This is a genomic window from Pseudomonas sp. LRP2-20 (genome assembly GCF_024349685.1).
In the GTDB taxonomy this organism is placed as follows: domain Bacteria; phylum Pseudomonadota; class Gammaproteobacteria; order Pseudomonadales; family Pseudomonadaceae; genus Aquipseudomonas.
The window spans coordinates 5,270,629-5,291,957 of sequence record NZ_AP025944.1 but is presented as its reverse complement, the minus strand read 5'-3'; the positions used below and the strand labels follow the sequence as shown (position 1 = coordinate 5,291,957).

Sequence of the window (21,329 nt, the reverse complement as noted above, 5' to 3'; positions counted from 1 at the left end):
GAGCGGGCTTGCCCGCGAATTGGGCGAAGTAGATCTCAAGCCTTGCCGGAAACCACCATCTTGCGCGCATGGGCCAGGGATTCCTTGGTCAGGTCGATGCCGCCCAGCATGCGGGCCACTTCCTCGACCCGCTCGCGCTTGCCCAAGCTAGCCACTGCGGTGTGGGTGGTATCGCTGTTGCGCACCTTGTGCACGAACAGGTGATGGTGACCCTGTGCGGCCACCTGTGGCAGGTGTGTCACGGTCAGTACCTGCCCGCGCTCGCCCAGGCGGCGTAGCAGCTGGCCGACGATTTCGGCCGTCGGGCCGCCGATGCCGACATCCACTTCGTCGAACACCAGAGTGGGAATGCGCGAGGTCTGCGCCGTGATTACCTGGATCGCCAGGCTGATACGCGACAGCTCGCCGCCGGACGCCACCTTGGCCAGGCCCTTGAGCGGCTGCCCGGGGTTGGCACTGACCAGCAGTTCGATCTGCTCCAGGCCGTGCGGTGACAGGTCGTTGCCTTCATTGGGCGTGAGTTCGATGCAGAACCGGCCGCCCGGCATGCCCAGGCGCTGGATTTCCTGCTCGACCGCGACGGCCAGCTGCTTGGCTGCCTGCTGGCGCAGGGCGCTCAGCTCCAGTGCCTTCTCTTTATAGTGCTGGGCAAAGGCGTCGAGCTCCTCGCCCAGGCGCTCGATCGACTCGTCGCTGGCGTTCAGGCCTTCCAGTTCGTCCATCAGCTGTTGCTGCAGGTGCGGCAGCTCGGTGGGGTGCACGCGGTGCTTGCGCGCCAGCGTATAGATTGTATCCAGGCGCTCTTCCAGGGCTTGCAGACGCATGGGGTCGGCATCGAAGTTGTCGAGGAAGCGGTTGAGTTCGCCCATCGCTTCTTCTACCTGAATCTGTGCGCTGGCGATCATGTTCGCGGCCTCGCCCAGCGCGCGCGGGGCGTTCGCTGCGGCGCCGAGGCGGTTGAGGCTGGAGGTGAGGGCGCTGAGCACGTTGCCCGAATCGCTCTCGCTGCACTGATCGATGACCTGGCGGCAGATGCCGAACAGGGCTTCGGCGTTGGTCAGGTTCTTGTGCTCCTGCTCCAGTTGCTCCAGTTCGTTTTCGCCCAGGCCGAGGTTATCGAGCTCTTCAAGCTGATAGCTGAGCAGCTGGTGGCGGGCGCGTTGCTCGTCGCCGGAATTGCTCAGCCGCTCGAGTTCCAGGCGGGTCTGGTTCCAGCGCTTGGCGGCAAGTTGCACCTGGCGGGCCAGGTCGATGGCGCCGGCGTATTCGTCCACCAGGCGGCGGTGGGTGTCGGTTTTGAGCAGCGACTGGTGTTCATGCTGGCTGTGGATGTCGATCAGCAGCTCGCCCAGCGCCTTGAGGTCGCCAAGCGGGCAGGGGGTGCCGTTGATGTAGCCGCGGCTGCGGCCTTCGGCGGTGATCACCCGGCGCAGGATGCACAGCCCGTCGTTGTCCAGGTCGCGCTCGGCCAGCCAGGCATGGGCTTCGGGGATGTCCACCAGGTCGAACGTGGCAAGGATGTCCGCCTTGTCGGTGCCGGGGCGCACCACGCCACTGTCGGCACGGTCGCCCAGGGCCAGGCCGAGGGCGTCGAGCATGATCGATTTGCCTGCACCGGTCTCGCCGGTGATGACCGACATGCCGCGGGCGATTTCGAGGTCGAGGTGCTCGACGATGGCGTAGTTGTGAATGGACAGGTGCACCAGCATGGGGGCGGCTCCCGAAGTTCAGGTCTGGTTATTTATACAGTACTTTTTTCAGCCCTGCCAATGCCCTCTGGCGGATTCTGTTGCGGCCTGCAAAACCCACTTGCCCCTTGAAGCTGGTTTTTCCGGCCCCATATAGCCGGCAGACACGGCGAGCTTTGCTCGTACAACAGAAATTGCCCAGGAGAGAACCCATGGCTGACGAACAGCTGAATGAGAAAGACCTTAATGCCGAAGAGGCTGGTGCACTGGATAACGGCGCCCGCGTTCAGGAGCTCGAGGAGCAGCTGGCCGCCGCCAAGGATCAGTCCCTGCGTGTCGCTGCAGAAGCGCAGAACAGCATTCGCCGCGCTGAACAGGAAGTCGACAAGGCCCGCAAGTTCGCCCTCGAGAAGTTCTCGGGCGACCTGCTGCCGGTGATCGACAGCCTGGAGATGGCCCTGACCCACCTCGACCCTGAAGACGAGCAGGTCAAGAACACCCGTGAAGGTGTCGAGCTGACCCTGAAGATGTTCCAGGACACCCTCAAGCGCTACAACCTCGAAGCCATCGACCCGCACGGCCAGCCATTCAATGCCGAGCACCACCAGGCGATGGCCATGCAGGAAAGCGCCGACGTCGAGCCGAACAGCGTGCTCAACGTGTTCCAGAAGGGCTACCTGCTCAACGGCCGCCTGCTGCGCCCTGCCATGGTGGTGGTGAGCAAGGCGCCGGCGGCCCCGCAACCTTCTATCGATGAGAAGGCTTGAAATCTGTCGGGGCATCCCCATCTAGGTGTCAAGCGTTCAAGTATTACCGCAGTTGGCCAGAAGTAGCCGCTGCCACCAAATTCAAGTTTCGGGAGAGATAACATGGGCAAAATCATCGGTATTGACCTGGGGACCACCAACTCGTGCGTCTCCATTCTGGAAAACGGTAACGTCAAGGTCATCGAAAACGCCGAAGGCGCGCGTACTACCCCTTCGATCGTGGCCTACGCCAACGACGGCGAAATCCTGGTGGGTCAGTCGGCCAAGCGCCAGGCTGTCACCAACCCGCACAACACCCTGTTCGCAGTGAAGCGCCTGATCGGCCGCCGCTTCGAAGAAGACGTCGTGCAGAAAGACATCAAGCTGGTTCCCTACAAGATCGTCAAAGCCGGCAACGGTGACGCCTGGGTAGAAGCCGCCGGCAAGGAAATGGCACCGCCGCAGATCAGTGCCGAAGTCCTGAAGAAAATGAAGAAGACCGCCGAAGACTACCTCGGCGAGCCCGTTACCGAAGCGGTCATCACCGTTCCGGCGTACTTCAACGACAGCCAGCGCCAGGCTACCAAAGACGCCGGTCGCATCGCTGGTCTGGACGTGAAACGTATCATCAACGAACCGACCGCTGCTGCGCTGGCCTACGGCATGGACAAGGCCAAGGGCGACCACACCGTCATCGTTTATGACCTGGGTGGTGGTACCTTCGACGTTTCGGTCATCGAAATCGCCGAAGTCGATGGCGAGCACCAGTTCGAAGTACTGGCTACCAACGGCGACACCTTCCTGGGTGGCGAAGACTTCGACATGCGCCTGATCGACTACCTCGTCGACGAGTTCAAGAAAGAGTCCGGCATGGACCTGAAGAACGATCCACTGGCTCTGCAGCGCCTGAAAGAAGCCGCTGAAAAGGCCAAGATCGAGCTGTCCTCCGCTCAGTCGACCGACGTCAACCTGCCGTACATCACTGCAGATGCCACCGGTCCCAAGCACCTGAACGTGAAGATCTCCCGCGCCAAGCTGGAGTCGCTGGTCGAAGACCTGGTCAACCGTACCATCGAGCCTTGCCGCATCGCCCTGAAAGACGCCGGCATCGACGCTGGCAAGATCGACGACGTGATCCTGGTCGGCGGCCAGACCCGTATGCCAATGGTGCAGAAGGCCGTTGCCGACTTCTTCGGTAAAGAAGCGCGCAAGGACGTCAACCCGGACGAAGCCGTGGCCATGGGTGCTGCCATCCAGGGCGCCGTACTGGCCGGTGACGTGAAAGACGTACTGCTGCTGGACGTCAGCCCGCTGACCCTGGGTATCGAAACCATGGGCGGCGTGATGACTGCGCTGATCGAGAAGAACACCACCATTCCGACCAAGAAGTCGCAGGTGTTCTCGACTGCCGACGACAACCAGAGCGCCGTGACCATTCACGTGCTGCAAGGTGAGCGTAAGCAGGCTGCGCAGAACAAGTCGCTGGGCAAGTTCGACCTGGCTGACATTCCGCCAGCGCCACGTGGCGTGCCGCAGATCGAAGTGACCTTCGACATCGATGCCAACGGCATCCTGCACGTGGGCGCCAAAGACAAGGCCACTGGCAAGACCCAGTCGATCGTGATCAAGGCCAACTCCGGCCTGTCGGACGAAGAAATCGAGCGCATGGTGCGTGACGCCGAGGCCAACGCCGAGGAAGACCGCAAGTTCGAAGAGCTGGCCGCTGCCCGTAACCAGGGTGACGCGCTGGTGCACTCGACTCGCAAGATGGTCGCTGACGCTGGTGACAAGGTCACTGCTGAAGAGAAGACCGCGATCGAAGCCGCCGTGGTTGCCCTGGAAGCCGCTGTCAAAGGCGACGACAAGGCTGCCATCGACGCCAAGGTCGAAGAGCTGTCCAAGGTTTCGGCTCCGGTTGCTCAGAAGATGTACGCCGAGCAGCAGGCCGAACAGCCTCAGGGCGGCGCCCAGCAAGCCGAGCCGGAAGCCAAGCACGATGACGTGGTTGACGCCGAGTTCGAAGAAGTGAAAGGCGACGACAAGAAGTAATCGTTGCATGCTGTCGACCCGTTCACCGGCGTGTGCCGGTGAACTGGTAGGATGTCGCCGCGCGGGGGCTTGCTCCCGCGTTGGTGTATCTGGAATTCGAGATTTTTTACAGCATTTGTCCGGGCCATTCGTGGCTTGCAGGCAGGTGCTGATGGCGCGGCGCAGATGCCAGACGCCCCACAAGGTGCAAATGACCTATGTCCAAGCGTGATTATTATGAGGTCCTGGGTGTCGAGCGCGGCGCCAGCGAAGCCGACCTCAAAAAGGCCTATCGCCGCCTGGCGATGAAGTACCACCCGGACCGCAACCCGGGCGATAAAGAATCGGAAGACAAGTTCAAGGAAGCCAACGAGGCCTACGAAGTACTGTCTGATGCGAGCAAGCGTGCAGCGTTCGACCAGTACGGCCACGCCGGCGTCGACCCGAGCATGGGTGGCGGTGGTGCCGGCTTCGGTGGCGCCAACTTCTCCGACATTTTCGGCGACGTGTTCAGCGACTTCTTCGGTGGTGGTCGCGGCGGTGGCCGTGGCGGTGCCCAGCGCGGCAGCGACCTGCGCTACACCCTGGAGCTGAACCTGGAAGAAGCGGTGCGTGGCACCACGGTCAGCATCCGCGTGCCAACGCTGGTCAACTGCAAGCCGTGTGACGGCTCCGGCGCCAAGAAGGGGTCGACCCCGTCGACCTGTCCGACCTGCGGCGGTATCGGCCAGGTGCGTATGCAGCAAGGCTTCTTCTCGGTGCAGCAGACCTGCCCGCGTTGCCATGGCCAGGGCAAGATCATCACCGACCCGTGCACCTCGTGCCACGGCGAAGGCCGTGTCGAGGAATACAAGACCCTGTCGGTCAAGGTGCCGGCGGGTGTCGATACCGGCGACCGCATTCGTCTGTCCGGTGAGGGCGAGGCGGGCACCCATGGTGGTCCGACCGGCGACTTGTACGTCGTGATCAACGTGCGTGAGCACGAGATCTTCCAGCGTGATGGCAAGCACCTGTACTGCGAAGTGCCGATCAGCTACACCGATGCCGCCCTCGGTGGCGAACTGGAAGTGCCGACCCTCGATGGTCGCGTGAAACTGAAAATTCCGGAAGGCACCCAGACCGGCAAGCAGTTCCGCTTGCGTGGCAAGGGTGTGGCGCCGGTGCGTGGCGGTGGTGCGGGTGACCTGCTGTGCCGTGTGGCGGTGGAAACCCCGGTCAACCTCAGCCGCCGTCAGCGTGAATTGCTCGAAGAGCTGCGCAGTTCGCTGGAAGGCGACAGCTCCCATTCGCCCAAGGCCAGTGGCTGGTTCGATGGCGTGAAACGCTTCTTTGGCGATCTTTGACAAGGAATAGGCTATGCGACGTATTGCGGTAATGGGCGCAGCAGGGCGGATGGGCAAGACCCTCATCGAAGCTGTGCAGCAAACCCCTGGTGCGGGGCTGACGGCGGCAATCGATCGCCCTGACAGCTCGCTCGTCGGTGCTGATGCCGGTGAACTGGCGGCCCTCGGCCGGATTGGCGTTCTGCTGTCCGATGACCTGGCCAAGGTCGCCGACGAATTCGACGTGCTGATCGATTTTACTCATCCGTCAGTGACCCTGAAGAACCTGGCCTTCTGTCGCAAACACGGCAAGGCGATGATCATCGGCACCACCGGTTTCAGCGTCGAGGAGAAGCAGTTGCTGGCCGAAGCGGGCAAGGATATCCCGATCGTGTTCGCGGCCAACTTCAGCGTGGGCGTCAACCTCAGCCTCAAGCTGCTGGATATGGCGGCACGGGTGCTGGGCGATGATGTCGACATCGAGATTATCGAGGCGCATCACCGGCACAAGGTCGATGCCCCTTCAGGCACCGCGCTGCGCATGGGGGAAGTGGTTGCCAATGCGCTGGGGCGTGATCTGCAGGAAGTGGCGGTCTACGGCCGTGAGGGGCAGACCGGCGCGCGTGATCGCAAGACCATCGGTTTTGCCACTGTGCGTGCCGGCGATGTGGTGGGTGATCACACTGTGCTGTTTGCCGCTGAAGGCGAGCGCCTGGAAATCACCCACAAGGCCTCCAGCCGCATGACCTTCGCCAAGGGTGCGGTGCGTGCGGCGCTGTGGCTGGATGGGCGCGAGCCGGGCCTGTACGACATGCAGGACGTGCTCGAGCTGCGCTAAGTCGTTCAAGCGGTGCTGGCCTGTTCGCGGGTAAACCCGCTCCCACGGGATTTATGCAGGGCTCAGGCGCTGTGCGGCCCCTGTGGGAGCGGGTTTATCCGCGAAACAGGCGACGCCGATGTCAGTCTGTCGCAATCATGTGTCTTGGAGGCACATATGCGGTAGACCGAAAACGCACTTTTCTGTAAGCTACAGCTTTAGTGTGTCCACTAAAAGCGCGCAGCGAATTGAATTCAGCACATAAAAGCGGGGTGACGTGTCCATACGTCACTCCGCTTTTTTGCAACCTGCGATCGCCCTTTCATGCTTGATTTACGGGAGGTCTTCTTGACAAAGCCAGCCATACTCGCCCTTGCCGACGGCAGTATTTTCCGCGGTGAAGCTATCGGTGCCGACGGTCAGACCGTTGGTGAGGTGGTATTCAACACCGCTATGACCGGCTACCAGGAAATCCTTACAGACCCTTCCTACGCGCAGCAAATCGTTACCCTGACCTACCCGCACATCGGCAACACCGGCACCACGCCGGAAGACGCCGAGTCGAACCGTGTCTGGTCCGCTGGCCTGGTCATCCGTGACCTGCCGCTGCTGGCCAGCAACTGGCGTAACACCCAGTCGCTGCCTGAGTACCTCAAGGCCAACAACGTCGTCGCCATCGCCGGCATCGACACCCGTCGCCTGACCCGTATCCTGCGCGAAAAAGGCGCTCAGAACGGCTGCATCCTGGCTGGTGACAACATCAGCGAAGAAGCCGCCATCGCTGCTGCCCGCGGCTTCCCTGGCCTGAAGGGCATGGACCTGGCCAAGGTCGTTTCCACCAAGGAGCGCTACGAATGGCGCTCCAGCGTGTGGGAACTGAAAACCGACAGCCACCCGACCATCGATGCTGCCGACCTGCCGTACCACGTGGTCGCCTTCGACTACGGCGTCAAGCTGAACATCCTGCGCATGCTGGTCGCCCGCGGCTGCCGTGTGACGGTGGTGCCTGCCCAGACCCCGGCCAGCGAAGTGCTGGCGCTGAATCCGGATGGCGTGTTCCTGTCCAACGGCCCTGGTGATCCGGAGCCATGCGACTATGCGATCCAGGCGATCAAGGAAATCCTCGAAACCGAGATTCCGGTATTCGGCATCTGCCTCGGTCACCAGCTGCTGGCCCTGGCCTCCGGCGCCAAGACCGTGAAGATGGGCCATGGTCACCACGGTGCCAACCACCCGGTCCAGGACCTGGACACCGGCGTGGTCATGATCACCAGCCAGAACCACGGTTTCGCCGTTGACGAAGCCACCCTGCCGGGCAACGTCCGCGCCATTCACAAGTCGCTGTTCGACGGCACCCTGCAGGGTATCGAGCGCACCGACAAGTGCGCGTTCAGCTTCCAGGGCCACCCTGAAGCGAGCCCAGGCCCGACCGACGTCGCGCCACTGTTCGATCGTTTCACCGATGCCATGGCCAAGCGCCGCTGAGCATCCTGCATCAAGGCCCCGGGCCGGCTCGCGCCGCGCCCGGAAGCGCCTGACCCAGATTGTTCAAGACGGCTTGCCGACTGACCCGCGGATTTGAGTGACAACCATGCCAAAACGTACAGACATCAAAAGCATCCTGATTCTCGGCGCTGGCCCGATCGTGATCGGCCAGGCCTGCGAATTCGACTACTCCGGCGCCCAGGCCTGTAAAGCCCTGCGCGAGGAAGGTTTCCGCGTCATCCTGGTGAATTCCAACCCAGCCACCATCATGACTGACCCGGCCATGGCCGACGCCACCTACATCGAGCCGATCAAATGGCAGTCGGTGGCCAAGATCATCGAAAAAGAGCGCCCGGACGCCGTACTGCCGACCATGGGTGGCCAGACTGCACTGAACTGTGCCCTGGACCTGGAGCGCCACGGCGTTCTGGAAAAGTTCGGCGTCGAGATGATCGGTGCCAACGCCGACACCATCGACAAGGCCGAAGACCGTTCGCGCTTCGACAAGGCCATGAAGGACATCGGTCTGGAGTGCCCGCGCTCCGGTATCGCCCACAGCATGGAAGAGGCCAATGCGGTCCTCGAGAAGCTCGGCTTCCCGTGCATCATCCGTCCGTCGTTCACCATGGGCGGCACTGGCGGTGGTATCGCCTACAACCGTGAAGAATTCGAAGAAATCTGCACCCGTGGTCTGGACCTGTCGCCGACCAAAGAGCTGCTGATCGACGAATCGCTGATCGGCTGGAAGGAATACGAGATGGAGGTGGTCCGTGACAAGAAGGACAACTGCATCATCGTCTGCTCCATCGAGAACTTCGACCCGATGGGCGTGCACACCGGTGACTCGATCACTGTCGCACCTGCGCAAACGCTGACCGACAAGGAATACCAGATCATGCGCAACGCCTCGCTGGCGGTGCTGCGTGAAATCGGTGTGGAAACCGGCGGTTCCAACGTGCAGTTCGGTATCTGCCCGAACACCGGCCGCATGGTCGTGATCGAGATGAACCCGCGCGTTTCGCGTTCGTCCGCCCTGGCTTCCAAGGCCACCGGCTTCCCGATCGCCAAGATCGCCGCCAAGCTGGCCATTGGTTACACCCTCGACGAACTGCAGAACGACATCACCGGCGGTCGCACGCCAGCGTCCTTCGAGCCGTCGATCGACTACGTCGTCACCAAGCTGCCACGCTTCGCTTTCGAGAAATTCCCGAAAGCCGACGCCCGCCTGACCACCCAGATGAAATCCGTGGGTGAGGTCATGGCCATTGGTCGTACCTTCCAGGAATCCCTGCAGAAAGCCCTGCGCGGCCTGGAAGTCGGCGCCTGCGGCCTCGACCCGAAAGTCGACCTGGCCAGCCCGGAAGCCGCCAGCATCCTCAAGCGCGAACTGACCGTGCCGGGCGCCGAGCGTATCTGGTACGTCGCCGACGCCATGCGTTCGGGCATGACCATCGAGGAAATCTTCCAGCTGACCGGCATCGACCTGTGGTTCCTGGTGCAGATGGAAGACCTGATCAAGGAAGAAGAGAAGGTCAAGACCCTGGCCCTGTCGTCGATCGACAAGGACTACATGCTGCGCCTCAAGCGCAAGGGCTTCTCGGACCAGCGCCTGGCCAAGCTGCTCGGCATCACCGACAAGAACCTGCGCCGTCACCGCCACAAGCTGGAAGTGTTCCCGGTGTACAAGCGCGTCGACACCTGCGCCGCCGAGTTCGCCACCGACACCGCCTACCTGTACTCGACCTATGAGGAAGAGTGCGAGGCCAACCCGTCGACCCGCGACAAGATCATGATCCTCGGTGGTGGCCCGAACCGTATCGGCCAAGGTATCGAGTTCGACTACTGCTGCGTACACGCTGCACTGGCCCTGCGTGAAGACGGTTACGAGACCATCATGGTCAACTGCAACCCGGAAACCGTCTCCACCGACTACGACACCTCCGACCGTCTGTACTTCGAGCCGCTGACCCTCGAAGACGTGCTGGAAGTCTGCCGCGTCGAGAAGCCGAAGGGCGTCATCGTTCACTACGGCGGCCAGACCCCGCTGAAACTGGCGCGCGCCCTGGAAGAAGCCGGCGTACCGATCATCGGTACCAGCCCGGACGCCATCGACCGTGCCGAAGACCGTGAGCGCTTCCAGCAGATGGTTCAGCGCCTGAACCTGCTGCAGCCGCCAAACGCCACCGTGCGCAGCGAAGAAGAAGCCATCAGCGCTGCTGGCGGCATCGGTTACCCGCTGGTCGTGCGTCCGTCCTACGTACTGGGTGGCCGCGCCATGGAGATCGTCTACGAACTGGACGAGCTCAAGCGCTACCTGCGTGAAGCCGTACAGGTGTCCAACGACAGCCCGGTACTGCTCGACCACTTCCTCAACTGCGCCATCGAGATGGACGTGGATGCGGTCTGCGACGGCACCGACGTGGTGATCGGCGCGATCATGCAGCACATCGAGCAGGCTGGTGTTCACTCCGGTGACTCCGCGTGCTCGCTGCCACCTTACTCACTGAGCAAGGAAGTGCAGGACGAAGTCCGCGTACAGGTCAAGAAAATGGCCCTGGAGCTGGGCGTTGTCGGCCTGATGAACGTGCAGCTGGCCCTGCAGGGCGACAAGATCTACGTGATCGAAGTCAACCCGCGTGCCTCGCGTACCGTGCCGTTCGTGTCCAAGTGCATCGGCACCTCCCTGGCAATGATCGCAGCCCGCGTCATGGCCGGCAAAACCCTGAAAGAGCTGGGCTTCACCCAGGAAATCATCCCGAACTTCTACAGCGTCAAGGAAGCCGTCTTCCCGTTCGCCAAGTTCCCAGGGGTTGACCCGATCCTCGGCCCTGAGATGAAATCGACCGGTGAAGTCATGGGCGTCGGTGACAGCTTCGGTGAAGCCTTCGCCAAAGCCCAGATGGGTGCCAGCGAAGTGCTGCCAACCGGCGGTACCGCGTTCATCAGCGTGCGTGACGACGACAAGCCGCAAGTGGCTGGCGTGGCGCGCGACCTGATCGCCCTGGGCTTCGAAGTGGTTGCAACGGCAGGCACTGCCAAGGTCATCGAAGCCGCTGGCCTGAAAGTGCGCCGTGTGAACAAGGTGACCGAAGGTCGTCCGCACGTGGTCGACATGATCAAGAACGACGAAGTGTCGCTGATCATCAACACCACCGAAGGCCGCCAGTCGATCGCCGATTCCTACTCGATTCGTCGCAATGCGCTGCAGCACAAGATCTACTGCACCACTACCATTGCGGCCGGTGAAGCCATCTGCGAGGCGCTGAAATTCGGTCCCGAGAAGACTGTTCGTCGCCTGCAGGATCTGCATGCAGGACTCAAAGCATGAGCATGACCAAGTACCCGATGACCGTCCAGGGCGCTCGCGCCCTGGAAGAGGAGCTGACCTTCCTGAGCAAGACCGAGCGCCCGCGCCTGAGCCAAGCCATTGGTGAAGCGCGTGAGCTGGGCGACCTCAAGGAAAACGCCGAATACCATGCCGCCCGTGAGGAGCAGGGCATGGTCGAGGCGCGCATCCGCGATATCGAAGGCCGTCTGCAGAACTCGGTGGTGATCGACGTCACCACCATCGCCCACACCGGCAAGGTGATTTTCGGCACCACCGTGGTGCTGGCCAACACCGAGACCGATGACGAAGTGACCTACCAGATCGTTGGCGAAGATGAAGCTGACGTGAAACAAGGCAAACTTTCGAGCAGCGCACCGATCGCCCGTGCCATCATTGGCAAGGAAGAAGGTGACACCGTGGTGGTCAAGACGCCAAGCGGTACGGTCGAGTACGAGATTGTCGAAGTCAAACACATCTGACCGGCGCCTGCGGGCGCCATCCCTCGAGGGGATCCTCTGGCAGCTGGCCCAGGTTTTCTGGGTCGGTGGCCTGTGGGTGTTCCATGTGGGGCTGGTGCCGGCGCTGAAAGTCAGTGGCCTTGCACCCTTGTTGGTGCAGGATGTCGCCGGGCAGATCGACCGCTGGTTGATCGGCGTGGCGTTGCTTGGCTTGTTGACCCAGCTGGCGGTGTTGGCGAGGGTGGACGGCCTGGCGGCCTGGTGGCGGCAGTTTCGCGGGCAGATGCTGTTGTTGGGCTTTGCAGCCTGCGTGGGGTACTACACCTTGCGCTACGGCATCTCGGTCGGCGAGCGCTGGCAGATGTTCTGTTTCCTGGTGCTGGGCTTCTCCGGCATCGTGCTGGTGGCCCAACCAGTCCCGGTCAGGGCGCGCCAGGCGCGCCACTGAGCGGAGCCACCGTCACTTGTAGCGGTGGATGTTGGACAGCTGCTTGTTTGGTTGTGGGTTCTTGCGGTAGATCAGCGCCTTCTTGCCGATGGTCTGTACCAGCTCGGCACGGCCAACCTTGCACAGTTCGGCAATGGCGGCGGCGCGCTCTTCGCGATCTTCCGAGCGAATTTCGACCTTGATCAGTTCGTGGTCGGCCAGCGCACGCTCCAATTCGGCGATAACGCCTTCGTTCAAGCCGTTGCCAGCAACGATCAGGACCGGCTTCAGGTCATGACCAATGGACTTGTATTGCTTCTTCTGCTCGTTATTGAGCGGCATAATCTGACCCTTTCCGTCTGATTCTGTAAAATTGACCGGCATTTTACCCGAGGGCCACCGGCTCCGCCCAGTCAATCACGACGCATATCATCGAGGTGCCCCGTGGTACAACGTTCCAAAAGCAGCGCAAACTGGCTGCGAGAGCATTTCAACGATCCTTTTGTGAAACAGGCACAGAAGGATGGCTACCGCTCGCGTGCGAGCTACAAACTGCTGGAGATCCAGGAAAAAGACCGCCTGATTCGTCCGGGCATGAGCGTGATCGACCTCGGCGCGGCCCCCGGAGGCTGGTCGCAGGTGACCAGTCGTCTGATTGGTGGCCAGGGGCGCCTGATTGCGTCCGACATTCTGGAGATGGACTCGATCCCTGATGTGACCTTCATTCAGGGCGACTTCACCCAGGATGAAGTGCTGCAGCAGATTCTTCAGGCGGTCGGGGATTCGCACGTAGACCTTGTGATTTCCGACATGGCCCCCAATATGAGTGGTACGCCTGCAGTGGACATGCCGCGAGCCATGTTCCTCTGCGAGCTGGCCCTGGATCTGGCGACCCGCGTGCTCAAGCCGGGCGGGGACTTCCTGATCAAGATCTTCCAGGGCGAAGGTTTCGACATGTACCTCAAGGACGTGCGTAGCAAGTTTGACAAGGTGCAGATGCGCAAGCCGTCTTCTTCGCGGGACCGTTCCCGTGAGCAGTACCTGCTTGGCAGGGGGTTCAAAGGGGCATGAGGCGTGTTGCGGGGTGGCTGATAGTTATTTCCAATCGGCCGCCCCGTCTGGATTGTCCGAACTTCGTGTAGTCTAGGTTTCACAAAGGGTTACAGACGGTGCCTGCGGATGCGTAGGTAATGTAGTAAGTTAGGGCGATGAATATCATGCGAGGCACGGCTGCGTCGTGCGCCGGCCTCAGAGGGTAGCGAATTGAACGACATGGCAAAGAATCTGATCCTGTGGTTGATCATCGCAGCTGTCCTGGTGACAGTGATGAACAACTTCTCCAGCCCTAACGAGCCGCAGACCCTCAACTATTCCGACTTCATCCAGCAGGTCAAGGATGGCAAGGTCGAGCGTGTGACCGTCGACGGCTACATCATTACCGGCAAGCGCGCTGACGGCGACAACTTCAAGACCGTGCGCCCGGCCATCACCGACAATGGCCTGATCGGCGACCTGGTCGACAACCACGTGGTCGTCGAAGGCAAGCAGCCCGAGCAGCAGAGCATCTGGACGCAACTGCTGGTGGCCAGCTTCCCGATCCTGGTGATCATCGCCGTGTTCATGTTCTTCATGCGCCAGATGCAAGGTGGTGCAGGTGGCAAGGGCGGGCCGATGAGCTTTGGCAAGAGCAAGGCACGCCTGCTGTCCGAAGACCAGGTCAAGACTACCCTGGCTGACGTCGCCGGTTGCGACGAAGCCAAGGAAGAGGTGGGCGAGCTGGTCGAGTTCCTGCGCGACCCAGGCAAGTTCCAGCGCCTGGGCGGCCGTATTCCGCGCGGCGTGCTGATGGTTGGTCCGCCCGGTACCGGTAAGACCCTGCTGGCCAAGGCCATTGCCGGTGAAGCCAAGGTGCCGTTCTTCACCATTTCCGGTTCCGACTTCGTCGAGATGTTCGTCGGTGTCGGTGCCAGCCGTGTTCGTGACATGTTCGAACAGGCCAAGAAGCACGCGCCGTGCATCATCTTCATCGACGAAATCGACGCCGTCGGTCGCCACCGTGGCGCCGGCATGGGCGGCGGTCACGACGAGCGTGAGCAGACCCTCAACCAGCTGCTGGTAGAGATGGACGGCTTTGAAATGAACGATGGCATCATCGTCATTGCCGCCACCAACCGCCCGGACGTGCTCGACCCGGCACTGCTGCGCCCTGGTCGCTTCGACCGTCAGGTCGTGGTCGGCCTGCCGGATATCCGTGGCCGTGAGCAGATCCTCAAGGTGCACATGCGCAAGGTGCCGGTTGGCGAAAACGTCAATCCGGCGGTCATTGCCCGTGGTACCCCAGGCTTCTCCGGTGCTGATCTGGCCAACCTGGTCAACGAGGCTTCGTTGTTTGCCGCCCGCTCCAACAAGCGCCTGGTCGAAATGAAAGAATTCGAACTGGCCAAAGACAAGATCATGATGGGTGCCGAGCGCAAGACCATGGTCATGTCCGAGAAGGAAAAGCGGAACACCGCCTATCACGAGGCTGGGCACGCGATTGTCGGTCGCCTGGTGCCTGAGCACGATCCGGTCTACAAGGTTTCGATCATTCCGCGTGGTCGTGCCCTGGGTGTCACCATGTTCCTGCCGGAAGAAGACCGCTACAGCCTGTCCAAGCGCGCGCTGATCAGCCAGATATGCTCGCTGTACGGCGGCCGTATCGCCGAGGAGATGACCCTGGGCTTTGATGGTGTCACCACCGGTGCATCCAACGACATCATGCGAGCCAGCCAGATCGCTCGCAACATGGTCACCAAGTGGGGCCTGTCGGAAAAGCTCGGTCCGCTGATGTATGCAGAAGAGGAGGGCGAGGTATTCCTCGGACGTAGTGCCGCCAGCCAGCACGCCAGTGTATCCGGCGAGACTGCCAAGCTGATCGACTCCGAAGTGCGCAGCATCATCGACCAATGCTATGCCACGGCCAAGCAGCTGCTGATCGACAACCGCGACAAGCTCGAGGCAATGACCGAAGCCCTGATGAAGTACGAGACCATTGATGCCGATCAGATTGACGACATCATGGCTGGTCGTACTCCACGCGAACCCCGTGACTGGGACGATGACAAGGATTCGGGCACCCCGACTGCCCAGAACGATCGCCCGGAATCGCCGATCGGCGGCCCGGCAGCTCAACACTAAGGGCATCTATGAGCTCAGTGCAGTACCCGACCCGGTTGCCTTGCGGCAACCGGGTTCTTGACCTTTCCCGTACCCATGTCATGGGTATTCTCAATATCACGCCCGATTCCTTCTCCGATGGCGGGCGCTTCAATCAGCGCGACGAGGCGTTGCGCCATGCCGAAGCGATGATCGCGGCAGGTGCCACGCTGATCGACATCGGTGGCGAGTCGACCCGCCCTGGCGCGCGTGCGGTTTCGGTCACCGAAGAAATCGAGCGCGTGGCGCCGATGGTCGAGGCCATCAACACTCGCTTCGACGTGGTCATTTCGGTCGATACGTCGACGCCTGCGGTCATTCGCGAGTCGGCGCGGCTGGGTGCCGGCCTGATCAACGACGTGCGTGCCCTGGAGCGTGATGGCGCGCTGGATGCTGCGGCGGACACTGGCTTGCCGGTGTGCCTGATGCACATGCGTGGCGAGCCCGGGAACATGCAGGACGACCCGCATTACGACGATGTGACCGCCGACGTAACGCGCTATCTTGAACAGCGGATGGCCGCTTGCGCCGCTGCGGGCATCCCCGCTGAACGAATCATCCTTGATCCAGGCTTCGGTTTCGCCAAGACACTGGCGCACAACCTCAGCCTGTTCAAGCACATGGAAGCGCTCTATCGCCTTGGTCGCCCGCTGCTGGTGGGCGTTTCGCGCAAGAGCATGATCGGCCTGACGCTGGATCGTCCGGTCGGTGAGCGACTGTACGGCAGCCTGGCGCTGGCGGCTCTGGCCATGACCAAGGGGGCCAGTATCCTGCGCGTCCATGATGTGGCCGAGACCGTCGATGTGGTGCGCATGATTGCCGCGGTACAGAACGCCGAATAAGAATTTGGAGTCCCTATGAGCAGAAAATACTTTGGTACCGACGGTATCCGTGGTCGCGTTGGCGAATACCCGATCACCCCGGACTTCATGTTGAAGCTGGGCTGGGCTGCTGGCATGGCCTTCCGCAAGCAAGGCAATTGCCGGGTGCTGGTGGGCAAGGACACGCGTATTTCCGGATACATGTTCGAGTCCGCGCTCGAGGCCGGTCTGTCAGCAGCCGGTGCTGACGTGATGCTGCTCGGGCCGATGCCGACACCTGCCATCGCATACTTGACTCGCACCTTCCATGCCGAAGCGGGCATCGTCATCAGTGCCTCGCACAACCCGCACGATGACAACGGCATCAAGTTCTTCTCCGGGCAGGGCACCAAGCTGCCTGACGAAGTCGAGCTGATGATCGAAGAATTGCTCGATCAGCCGATGACCGTGGTCGAGTCGAGCAAGCTGGGCAAGGTTTCCCGCATCAATGACGCGGCTGGCCGCTATATCGAGTTCTGCAAGAGCAGCGTGCCGACCAGCACCAGCTTCGAGGGCCTCAAGCTGGTGGTCGATTGCGCCCATGGCGCCACCTACAAGGTCGCCCCGAGCGTGTTCCGCGAACTCGGTGCCGATGTGACCGTGCTGCATGCGCAGCCAGACGGCCTGAACATCAACGAGGGCTGCGGATCGACCCACATCGAATCGTTGCAGGCAGCCGTGCTGGTGGGCCATGCCGATCTGGGCATCGCCTTTGACGGCGATGGGGATCGGGTATTGATGGTCGACCACACCGGTGCCATTGTCGATGGCGACGAGTTGTTGTTCATCATCGCCCGCGACCTGCACGAGCGGGGCAAGCTGCAAGGCGGCGTGGTCGGCACGCTGATGAGCAACCTGGGCCTGGAGCTTGCGCTCAAGGACCTGGATATTCCGTTCGTGCGGGCCAAGGTTGGTGATCGCTACGTGATGGCCGAGTTGCTCGAACGTGACTGGTTGCTCGGTGGCGAGAACTCCGGGCATGTGGTGTGCTGCAACCACACCACTACCGGTGATGCGATCATTGCCGCGCTTCAGGTGCTGATGGCGCTCAAGCGCCGTGATGAGACCCTTGCACATGCGCGGCAAGCCCTGCGCAAATGCCCGCAGGTGTTGATCAACGTGCGTTTTGGCGCCAGCAAGGTCGACCCCCTGGAGCACCCGGCAGTCAAGGAAGCCAGCGCCAAGGTCACCGAGGCCATGGCCGGGCGCGGCCGTGTGCTACTGCGCAAGTCCGGCACCGAGCCTTTGGTGCGGGTGATGGTCGAAGGTGACGACGAAAACCAGGTGCGCGGCCACGCCGAAGCCCTGGCCAAGCTGGTCACAGAAGTTTGTGCCTGAAAGAGGCTTGCCAGCGCAGATCGGGTTGGGTAAGATCTGCGCCCACTTTGACCGACGAGGTAAAGCATGCGTCGCCCCATGGTAGCTGGTAACTGGAAGATGCACGGTACCCGCGCCAGCGTCGCTGAGCTGATCCTGGGCCTGGGCAATATGTCCGTGCCAAGCGGTGTTGAAGTCGCGGTGTTCCCACCGACGCTGTTCATCAACCAAGTGGTTGATGGCCTGCAAGGCAAGGGGATCACTGTCGGAGCACAGAATTCTGCGGTAAAGCCCGAGCAGGGCGCGCTGACCGGTGAAGTTGCACCGAGTCAGTTGGTTGAAGCAGGTTGCAAGTTGGTCTTGATTGGCCACTCTGAGCGTCGCCAGATCATCGGCGAAAGTGAGGAAGTGCTGAAAGATAAGTTTGCAGCCGCTCAACTTAGTGGTTTAATGCCGGTGCTCTGCGTAGGGGAAACTCTCGAAGAGCGTGAGGCAGGCAAGACGCTCGAAGTTGTCGGGGGTCAACTAAGCAGTATCATCGACGCGTTCGGTGTTAAGGCTTTCGCCAATGCAGTAATTGCCTATGAGCCGGTTTGGGCCATTGGCACAGGTTTGACGGCTTCGCCTCAACAGGCTCAGGATGTGCATGCAGCCATCCGCGCTCAGTTGGCGGCCGAAGACGCCGAAGTTGCCGCAAACGTGCAGCTTCTCTACGGCGGCAGCGTGAAGGCGGCCAATGCGGCCGAACTGTTCGGCATGCCGGATATCGATGGGGGGCTCATTGGTGGAGCGTCCCTGAACGCAGACGAATTCGGTGCAATTTGTCGCGCCGCAGGAAACTGAACAAATGCTGGAAACAGTTATCGTTGTTTTTCATCTGTTGGCAGCGCTGTCGCTTGTAGTGCTGGTTCTGCTGCAACAGGGTAAGGGTGCGGAAGCAGGTGCATCTTTCGGCGCAGGTGCCTCAAACACTGTGTTCGGAAGCCAAGGCTCTGCTACCTTCCTGAGTAAATTAACTGCTATACTCGCTGCCACTTTCTTTTTGACAGCACTTGGGTTAGGATACTTCGCGAAGCAACAAGCTCACCAGCTTAGCCAAGCAGGTCTTCCAGATCCAGCGGTGCTAGAAGTGAAAGAGCCGCAGAAACCGGCAGTTAATGATGATGTACCGGTGCTCCAGGAGCAGAAGAGCGAAACCACCAGCAAAGGTGATGTACCTCCTCCGGCCGAAGAGCAGAAGTAACGGGTTTCAAGTAGTAGTATTGCCGAGGTGGTGGAATTGGTAGACACGCAACCTTGAGGTGGTTGTGCCCATAGGGTGTAGGGGTTCGAGTCCCCTTCTCGGTACCAATTGAAGCTTGAGAGCCCGCTTTAGCGGGCTTTCTTGCAGGTGAAGGTTTGGGTTTGACCCTTAAGCAGGTTAAGTCTTATACTTTCGCCCCAGCTTTGTCGCGGGGTGGAGCAGCTTGGTAGCTCGTCGGGCTCATAACCCGAAGGTCGTTGGTTCAAATCCAGCCCCCGCAACCAGCTTCAGCGGAGCCCCTTTTCAGGGGCTTTTTGCTAGCCGAACATTTTATGGCGTCGTTGTCCTACGGCGCTTTCAGGGATGGGCGCTTCGCCCATTTTTTATTTGCACAGCATGCACGAGGGGGTTCAGGTGTCGAGCAAGCTAGAACAGTTGCAGGCCTTGTTGGCCCCGGTGGTCGAGGGTCTGGGCTATCAGTGCTGGGGGATCGAATACGTATCCCAGGGTAAGCATTCGGTACTGCGCATCTATATCGACAAGGAAGACGGCATCCTGGTGGACGACTGCGAAGCAGTCAGCCGTCAGGCCAGCGCGATCCTCGATGTGGAAGATCCGATCAGCAGCGAATATACCCTTGAGGTCTCCTCTCCAGGCATGGATCGCCCACTGTTCACTCTGGAACAGTTTGCCTCGCATGCCGGCGAACAAGTGAAGATCAAGCTGCGTTCACCCTTCGAGGGTCGTCGTAACTTCCAGGGCCTTCTCCGCGGTGTGGAGGATCAGGACGTGGTGGTCCAGGTGGACAACCAGGAGTTCCTGCTGCCGATCGACTCGATCGACAAGGCCAATATTATTCCCAGTTTTGACTGAGACGTGCCGGGCCCGGCGGACTATCCGGGCCCAATGGCTTGCGCAAGGCGAGGCGTACGATGAGCAAAGAAGTACTGCTGGTTGTTGAATCGGTATCCAACGAAAAAGGTGTACCGCCCGGCGTCATTTTCGAAGCGCTGGAAGTGGCCCTGGCTACTGCAACCAAGAAACGTTTTGAGGACGAAGTCGACCTGCGTGTGGAAATCAACCGCCACACCGGTAGCTATGAGACTTTCCGTCGCTGGACCGTGGTCGACGAGAACGACCTGGACGATCCGGCGATCGAAACCTGGCTGGACAAGATCAAGGACACTCACCCGGAAGCGAAAGTCGGTGACGTGATCGAAGAAAAGATCGAGTCCATCGAGTTCGGCCGTATCGCCGCGCAGACCGCCAAGCAGGTCATCGTGCAGAAGGTCCGTGAAGCCGAACGCGCCCAGGTGGTCGACGCCTACCGCGAGCGGGTCAACGAGATCATCTCCGGCACCGTCAAGAAGGTCACCCGTGACAACGTCATCGTCGACCTGGGTAACAACGCTGAGGCCCTGCTGGCTCGCGAAGACATCATTCCACGTGAGACCTTCCGGGTCGGTGTGCGCCTGCGCGCGCTGCTCAAGGAAATTCGCACCGAGAACCGCGGTCCTCAGCTGATCCTGTCGCGCACCGCGCCACAGATGCTGATCGAGCTGTTCCGCATCGAAGTGCCGGAAATCGCTGAAGGCCTCATTGAAGTCATGGCTGCCTCCCGTGATCCGGGATCGCGTGCCAAGATCGCCGTCCGCTCCAAGGACAAGCGCATCGACCCGCAAGGTGCCTGCATCGGCATGCGCGGTTCGCGCGTCCAGGCCGTATCCGGCGAGCTGGGTGGTGAGCGTGTGGATATCGTCCTGTGGGACGAGAACCCGGCGCAGTTCGTCATCAACGCCATGTCGCCGGCTGAAGTCGCGGCGATCATCGTTGATGAAGATGCCCATGCAATGGACATTGCCGTTGCCGAAGACAACCTGGCGCAAGCCATTGGCCGTGGTGGTCAGAACGTTCGCCTGGCCAGTCAGCTGACTGGCTGGACCCTGAACGTGATGACCGAGAAGGACATCCAGGCCAAGCAACAGGCTGAAACCGGTGACATCCTGCGCAATTTCATCGAAGAGCTGGAAGTCGACGAGGAGCTGGCCCAAGTGCTGGTCGACGAAGGCTTCACCAGCCTCGAAGAAATTGCCTACGTACCGTTGGAAGAAATGCTCAACATCGATGGCTTTGACGAAGATATCGTCAATGAGCTGCGCGCTCGTGCCAAGGACCGTTTGTTGACCAAGGCCATCGCTACCGAAGAAAAACTGGCAGACGCCCATCCGTCCGACGACCTGCTCTCTCTCGAGGGCATGGACAAGGACCTGGCAGCGGAACTGGCGGTGCGCGGCGTGGTTAACCGCGAAGACCTGGCCGAGCAGTCGATTGACGACCTGCTCGACATCGACGGCATCGACGAAGAGCGTGCCGGCAAGTTGATCATGGCCGCCCGAGCCCACTGGTTCGAGTAAT

The 21,329-nt window shown here is 61.0% G+C and carries 18 protein-coding genes and 2 tRNA genes; 18 read left to right on the top strand and 2 right to left on the bottom strand.

What is annotated here, in order from left to right; genetic code table 11:
• Window positions 1-35: 35 nt before the first annotated feature.
• Window positions 36-1,709, bottom strand: coding sequence for a DNA repair protein RecN (gene recN / locus OCX61_RS23745; RefSeq protein ID WP_261941631.1), 1,674 nt, complete (start codon window positions 1,707-1,709; stop codon window positions 36-38).
• 191 nt (window positions 1,710-1,900) lie between these two features.
• On the opposite strand from recN, the gene grpE reads away from it, so the two are divergent.
• The 8 genes from grpE (at window position 1,901) to OCX61_RS23705 (ending at window position 12,320) form a co-directional block, all read left to right on the top strand.
• Window positions 1,901-2,455, top strand: a complete 555-nt coding sequence (gene grpE / locus OCX61_RS23740; RefSeq protein ID WP_261941630.1) for a nucleotide exchange factor GrpE — start codon at window positions 1,901-1,903, stop codon at window positions 2,453-2,455.
• A gap of 102 nt (window positions 2,456-2,557) precedes the next feature.
• A complete protein-coding gene (gene dnaK, locus OCX61_RS23735) occupies window positions 2,558-4,483 on the top strand; it encodes a molecular chaperone DnaK (RefSeq protein WP_261941629.1) in 1,926 nt (641 codons plus the stop codon).
• Between the two features lie 197 nt (window positions 4,484-4,680).
• The gene (dnaJ, locus tag OCX61_RS23730; protein ID WP_261941628.1) at window positions 4,681-5,805 is read left to right on the top strand and encodes a molecular chaperone DnaJ; all 1,125 of its coding nucleotides are present in this window, start codon (window positions 4,681-4,683) and stop codon (window positions 5,803-5,805) included.
• A gap of 13 nt (window positions 5,806-5,818) precedes the next feature.
• On the top strand, window positions 5,819-6,622 hold the full coding sequence (dapB, locus tag OCX61_RS23725) for a 4-hydroxy-tetrahydrodipicolinate reductase (protein ID WP_016501648.1): 804 nt from the start codon (window positions 5,819-5,821) through the stop codon (window positions 6,620-6,622).
• Between the two features lie 327 nt (window positions 6,623-6,949).
• Entirely contained in the window at window positions 6,950-8,086 is a 1,137-nt protein-coding gene (gene carA, locus OCX61_RS23720; RefSeq protein WP_261941627.1) for a glutamine-hydrolyzing carbamoyl-phosphate synthase small subunit, read from the top strand.
• 106 nt (window positions 8,087-8,192) lie between these two features.
• Window positions 8,193-11,414, top strand: a complete 3,222-nt coding sequence (gene carB / locus OCX61_RS23715) for a carbamoyl-phosphate synthase large subunit (RefSeq protein WP_261941626.1) — start codon at window positions 8,193-8,195, stop codon at window positions 11,412-11,414.
• Window positions 11,411-11,893: a transcription elongation factor GreA gene (gene greA, locus OCX61_RS23710; RefSeq protein ID WP_177326679.1), complete on the top strand. Its 483-nt coding sequence runs from the start codon at window positions 11,411-11,413 to the stop codon at window positions 11,891-11,893. Before carB ends, greA begins: the two co-directional genes overlap by 4 nt.
• Entirely contained in the window at window positions 11,871-12,320 is a 450-nt protein-coding gene (locus tag OCX61_RS23705; RefSeq protein ID WP_079226471.1) for an MFS transporter, read from the top strand. Before greA ends, OCX61_RS23705 begins: the two co-directional genes overlap by 23 nt.
• Before the next feature lie 12 nt (window positions 12,321-12,332).
• Here OCX61_RS23705 and OCX61_RS23700 read toward each other — a convergent pair whose 3' ends face one another.
• Window positions 12,333-12,641, bottom strand: coding sequence for a YhbY family RNA-binding protein (locus OCX61_RS23700; RefSeq protein ID WP_085677204.1), 309 nt, complete (start codon window positions 12,639-12,641; stop codon window positions 12,333-12,335).
• 102 nt (window positions 12,642-12,743) lie between these two features.
• Between OCX61_RS23700 and rlmE the strand changes: the two genes are divergently transcribed.
• The 10 genes from rlmE to nusA all read left to right on the top strand — a co-directional run bounded on the left by rlmE (window position 12,744) and on the right by nusA (window position 21,328).
• Window positions 12,744-13,370: a 23S rRNA (uridine(2552)-2'-O)-methyltransferase RlmE gene (gene rlmE, locus OCX61_RS23695; protein ID WP_054885642.1), complete on the top strand. Its 627-nt coding sequence runs from the start codon at window positions 12,744-12,746 to the stop codon at window positions 13,368-13,370.
• Between the two features lie 201 nt (window positions 13,371-13,571).
• Complete coding sequence (ftsH, locus tag OCX61_RS23690; RefSeq protein ID WP_152955897.1) at window positions 13,572-15,476, top strand: ATP-dependent zinc metalloprotease FtsH; 1,905 nt, start codon at window positions 13,572-13,574, stop codon at window positions 15,474-15,476.
• An 8-nt stretch (window positions 15,477-15,484) separates the two neighbouring features.
• Window positions 15,485-16,336: a dihydropteroate synthase gene (gene folP / locus OCX61_RS23685; protein WP_261941625.1), complete on the top strand. Its 852-nt coding sequence runs from the start codon at window positions 15,485-15,487 to the stop codon at window positions 16,334-16,336.
• 15 nt (window positions 16,337-16,351) lie between these two features.
• Window positions 16,352-17,692 carry a phosphoglucosamine mutase gene (gene glmM / locus OCX61_RS23680; protein ID WP_261941624.1) on the top strand — a complete coding sequence of 447 codons (1,341 nt, stop codon included), beginning with the start codon at window positions 16,352-16,354 and terminating at the stop codon, window positions 17,690-17,692.
• Window positions 17,693-17,758: 66 nt separating this feature from the next.
• Window positions 17,759-18,514 carry a triose-phosphate isomerase gene (tpiA, locus tag OCX61_RS23675; protein ID WP_261941623.1) on the top strand — a complete coding sequence of 252 codons (756 nt, stop codon included), beginning with the start codon at window positions 17,759-17,761 and terminating at the stop codon, window positions 18,512-18,514.
• Window positions 18,515-18,518: 4 nt separating this feature from the next.
• Window positions 18,519-18,914 (top strand): preprotein translocase subunit SecG, encoded by a 396-nt coding sequence (gene secG / locus OCX61_RS23670; RefSeq protein WP_060484224.1) that lies wholly within the window; start codon window positions 18,519-18,521, stop codon window positions 18,912-18,914.
• Window positions 18,915-18,935: 21 nt separating this feature from the next.
• A tRNA-Leu gene (locus OCX61_RS23665) sits at window positions 18,936-19,021 on the top strand.
• Between the two features lie 100 nt (window positions 19,022-19,121).
• Window positions 19,122-19,198: transfer RNA gene (locus OCX61_RS23660), tRNA-Met, on the top strand.
• A gap of 130 nt (window positions 19,199-19,328) precedes the next feature.
• Window positions 19,329-19,787 carry a ribosome maturation factor RimP gene (gene rimP / locus OCX61_RS23655; protein WP_033696040.1) on the top strand — a complete coding sequence of 153 codons (459 nt, stop codon included), beginning with the start codon at window positions 19,329-19,331 and terminating at the stop codon, window positions 19,785-19,787.
• Between the two features lie 59 nt (window positions 19,788-19,846).
• Entirely contained in the window at window positions 19,847-21,328 is a 1,482-nt protein-coding gene (gene nusA / locus OCX61_RS23650) for a transcription termination factor NusA (protein WP_110639657.1), read from the top strand.
• Window position 21,329: the final 1 nt, after the last annotated feature.

Coding starts and splice junctions, on each gene's coding strand:
- nusA (WP_110639657.1), top strand. CDS start 19,847: ATGAGCAAAGAAGTACTGCTGGTTGTTGAATCGGTATCCAACGAAAAA.
- glmM (WP_261941624.1), top strand. CDS start 16,352: ATGAGCAGAAAATACTTTGGTACCGACGGTATCCGTGGTCGCGTTGGC.
- grpE (WP_261941630.1), top strand. CDS start 1,901: ATGGCTGACGAACAGCTGAATGAGAAAGACCTTAATGCCGAAGAGGCT.
- tpiA (WP_261941623.1), top strand. CDS start 17,759: ATGCGTCGCCCCATGGTAGCTGGTAACTGGAAGATGCACGGTACCCGC.
- dnaJ (WP_261941628.1), top strand. CDS start 4,681: ATGTCCAAGCGTGATTATTATGAGGTCCTGGGTGTCGAGCGCGGCGCC.
- dnaK (WP_261941629.1), top strand. CDS start 2,558: ATGGGCAAAATCATCGGTATTGACCTGGGGACCACCAACTCGTGCGTC.
- folP (WP_261941625.1), top strand. CDS start 15,485: ATGAGCTCAGTGCAGTACCCGACCCGGTTGCCTTGCGGCAACCGGGTT.
- OCX61_RS23700 (WP_085677204.1), bottom strand. CDS start 12,641: ATGCCGCTCAATAACGAGCAGAAGAAGCAATACAAGTCCATTGGTCAT.
- ftsH (WP_152955897.1), top strand. CDS start 13,572: ATGGCAAAGAATCTGATCCTGTGGTTGATCATCGCAGCTGTCCTGGTG.
- dapB (WP_016501648.1), top strand. CDS start 5,819: ATGCGACGTATTGCGGTAATGGGCGCAGCAGGGCGGATGGGCAAGACC.
- secG (WP_060484224.1), top strand. CDS start 18,519: ATGCTGGAAACAGTTATCGTTGTTTTTCATCTGTTGGCAGCGCTGTCG.
- recN (WP_261941631.1), bottom strand. CDS start 1,709: ATGCTGGTGCACCTGTCCATTCACAACTACGCCATCGTCGAGCACCTC.
- greA (WP_177326679.1), top strand. CDS start 11,411: ATGAGCATGACCAAGTACCCGATGACCGTCCAGGGCGCTCGCGCCCTG.
- carB (WP_261941626.1), top strand. CDS start 8,193: ATGCCAAAACGTACAGACATCAAAAGCATCCTGATTCTCGGCGCTGGC.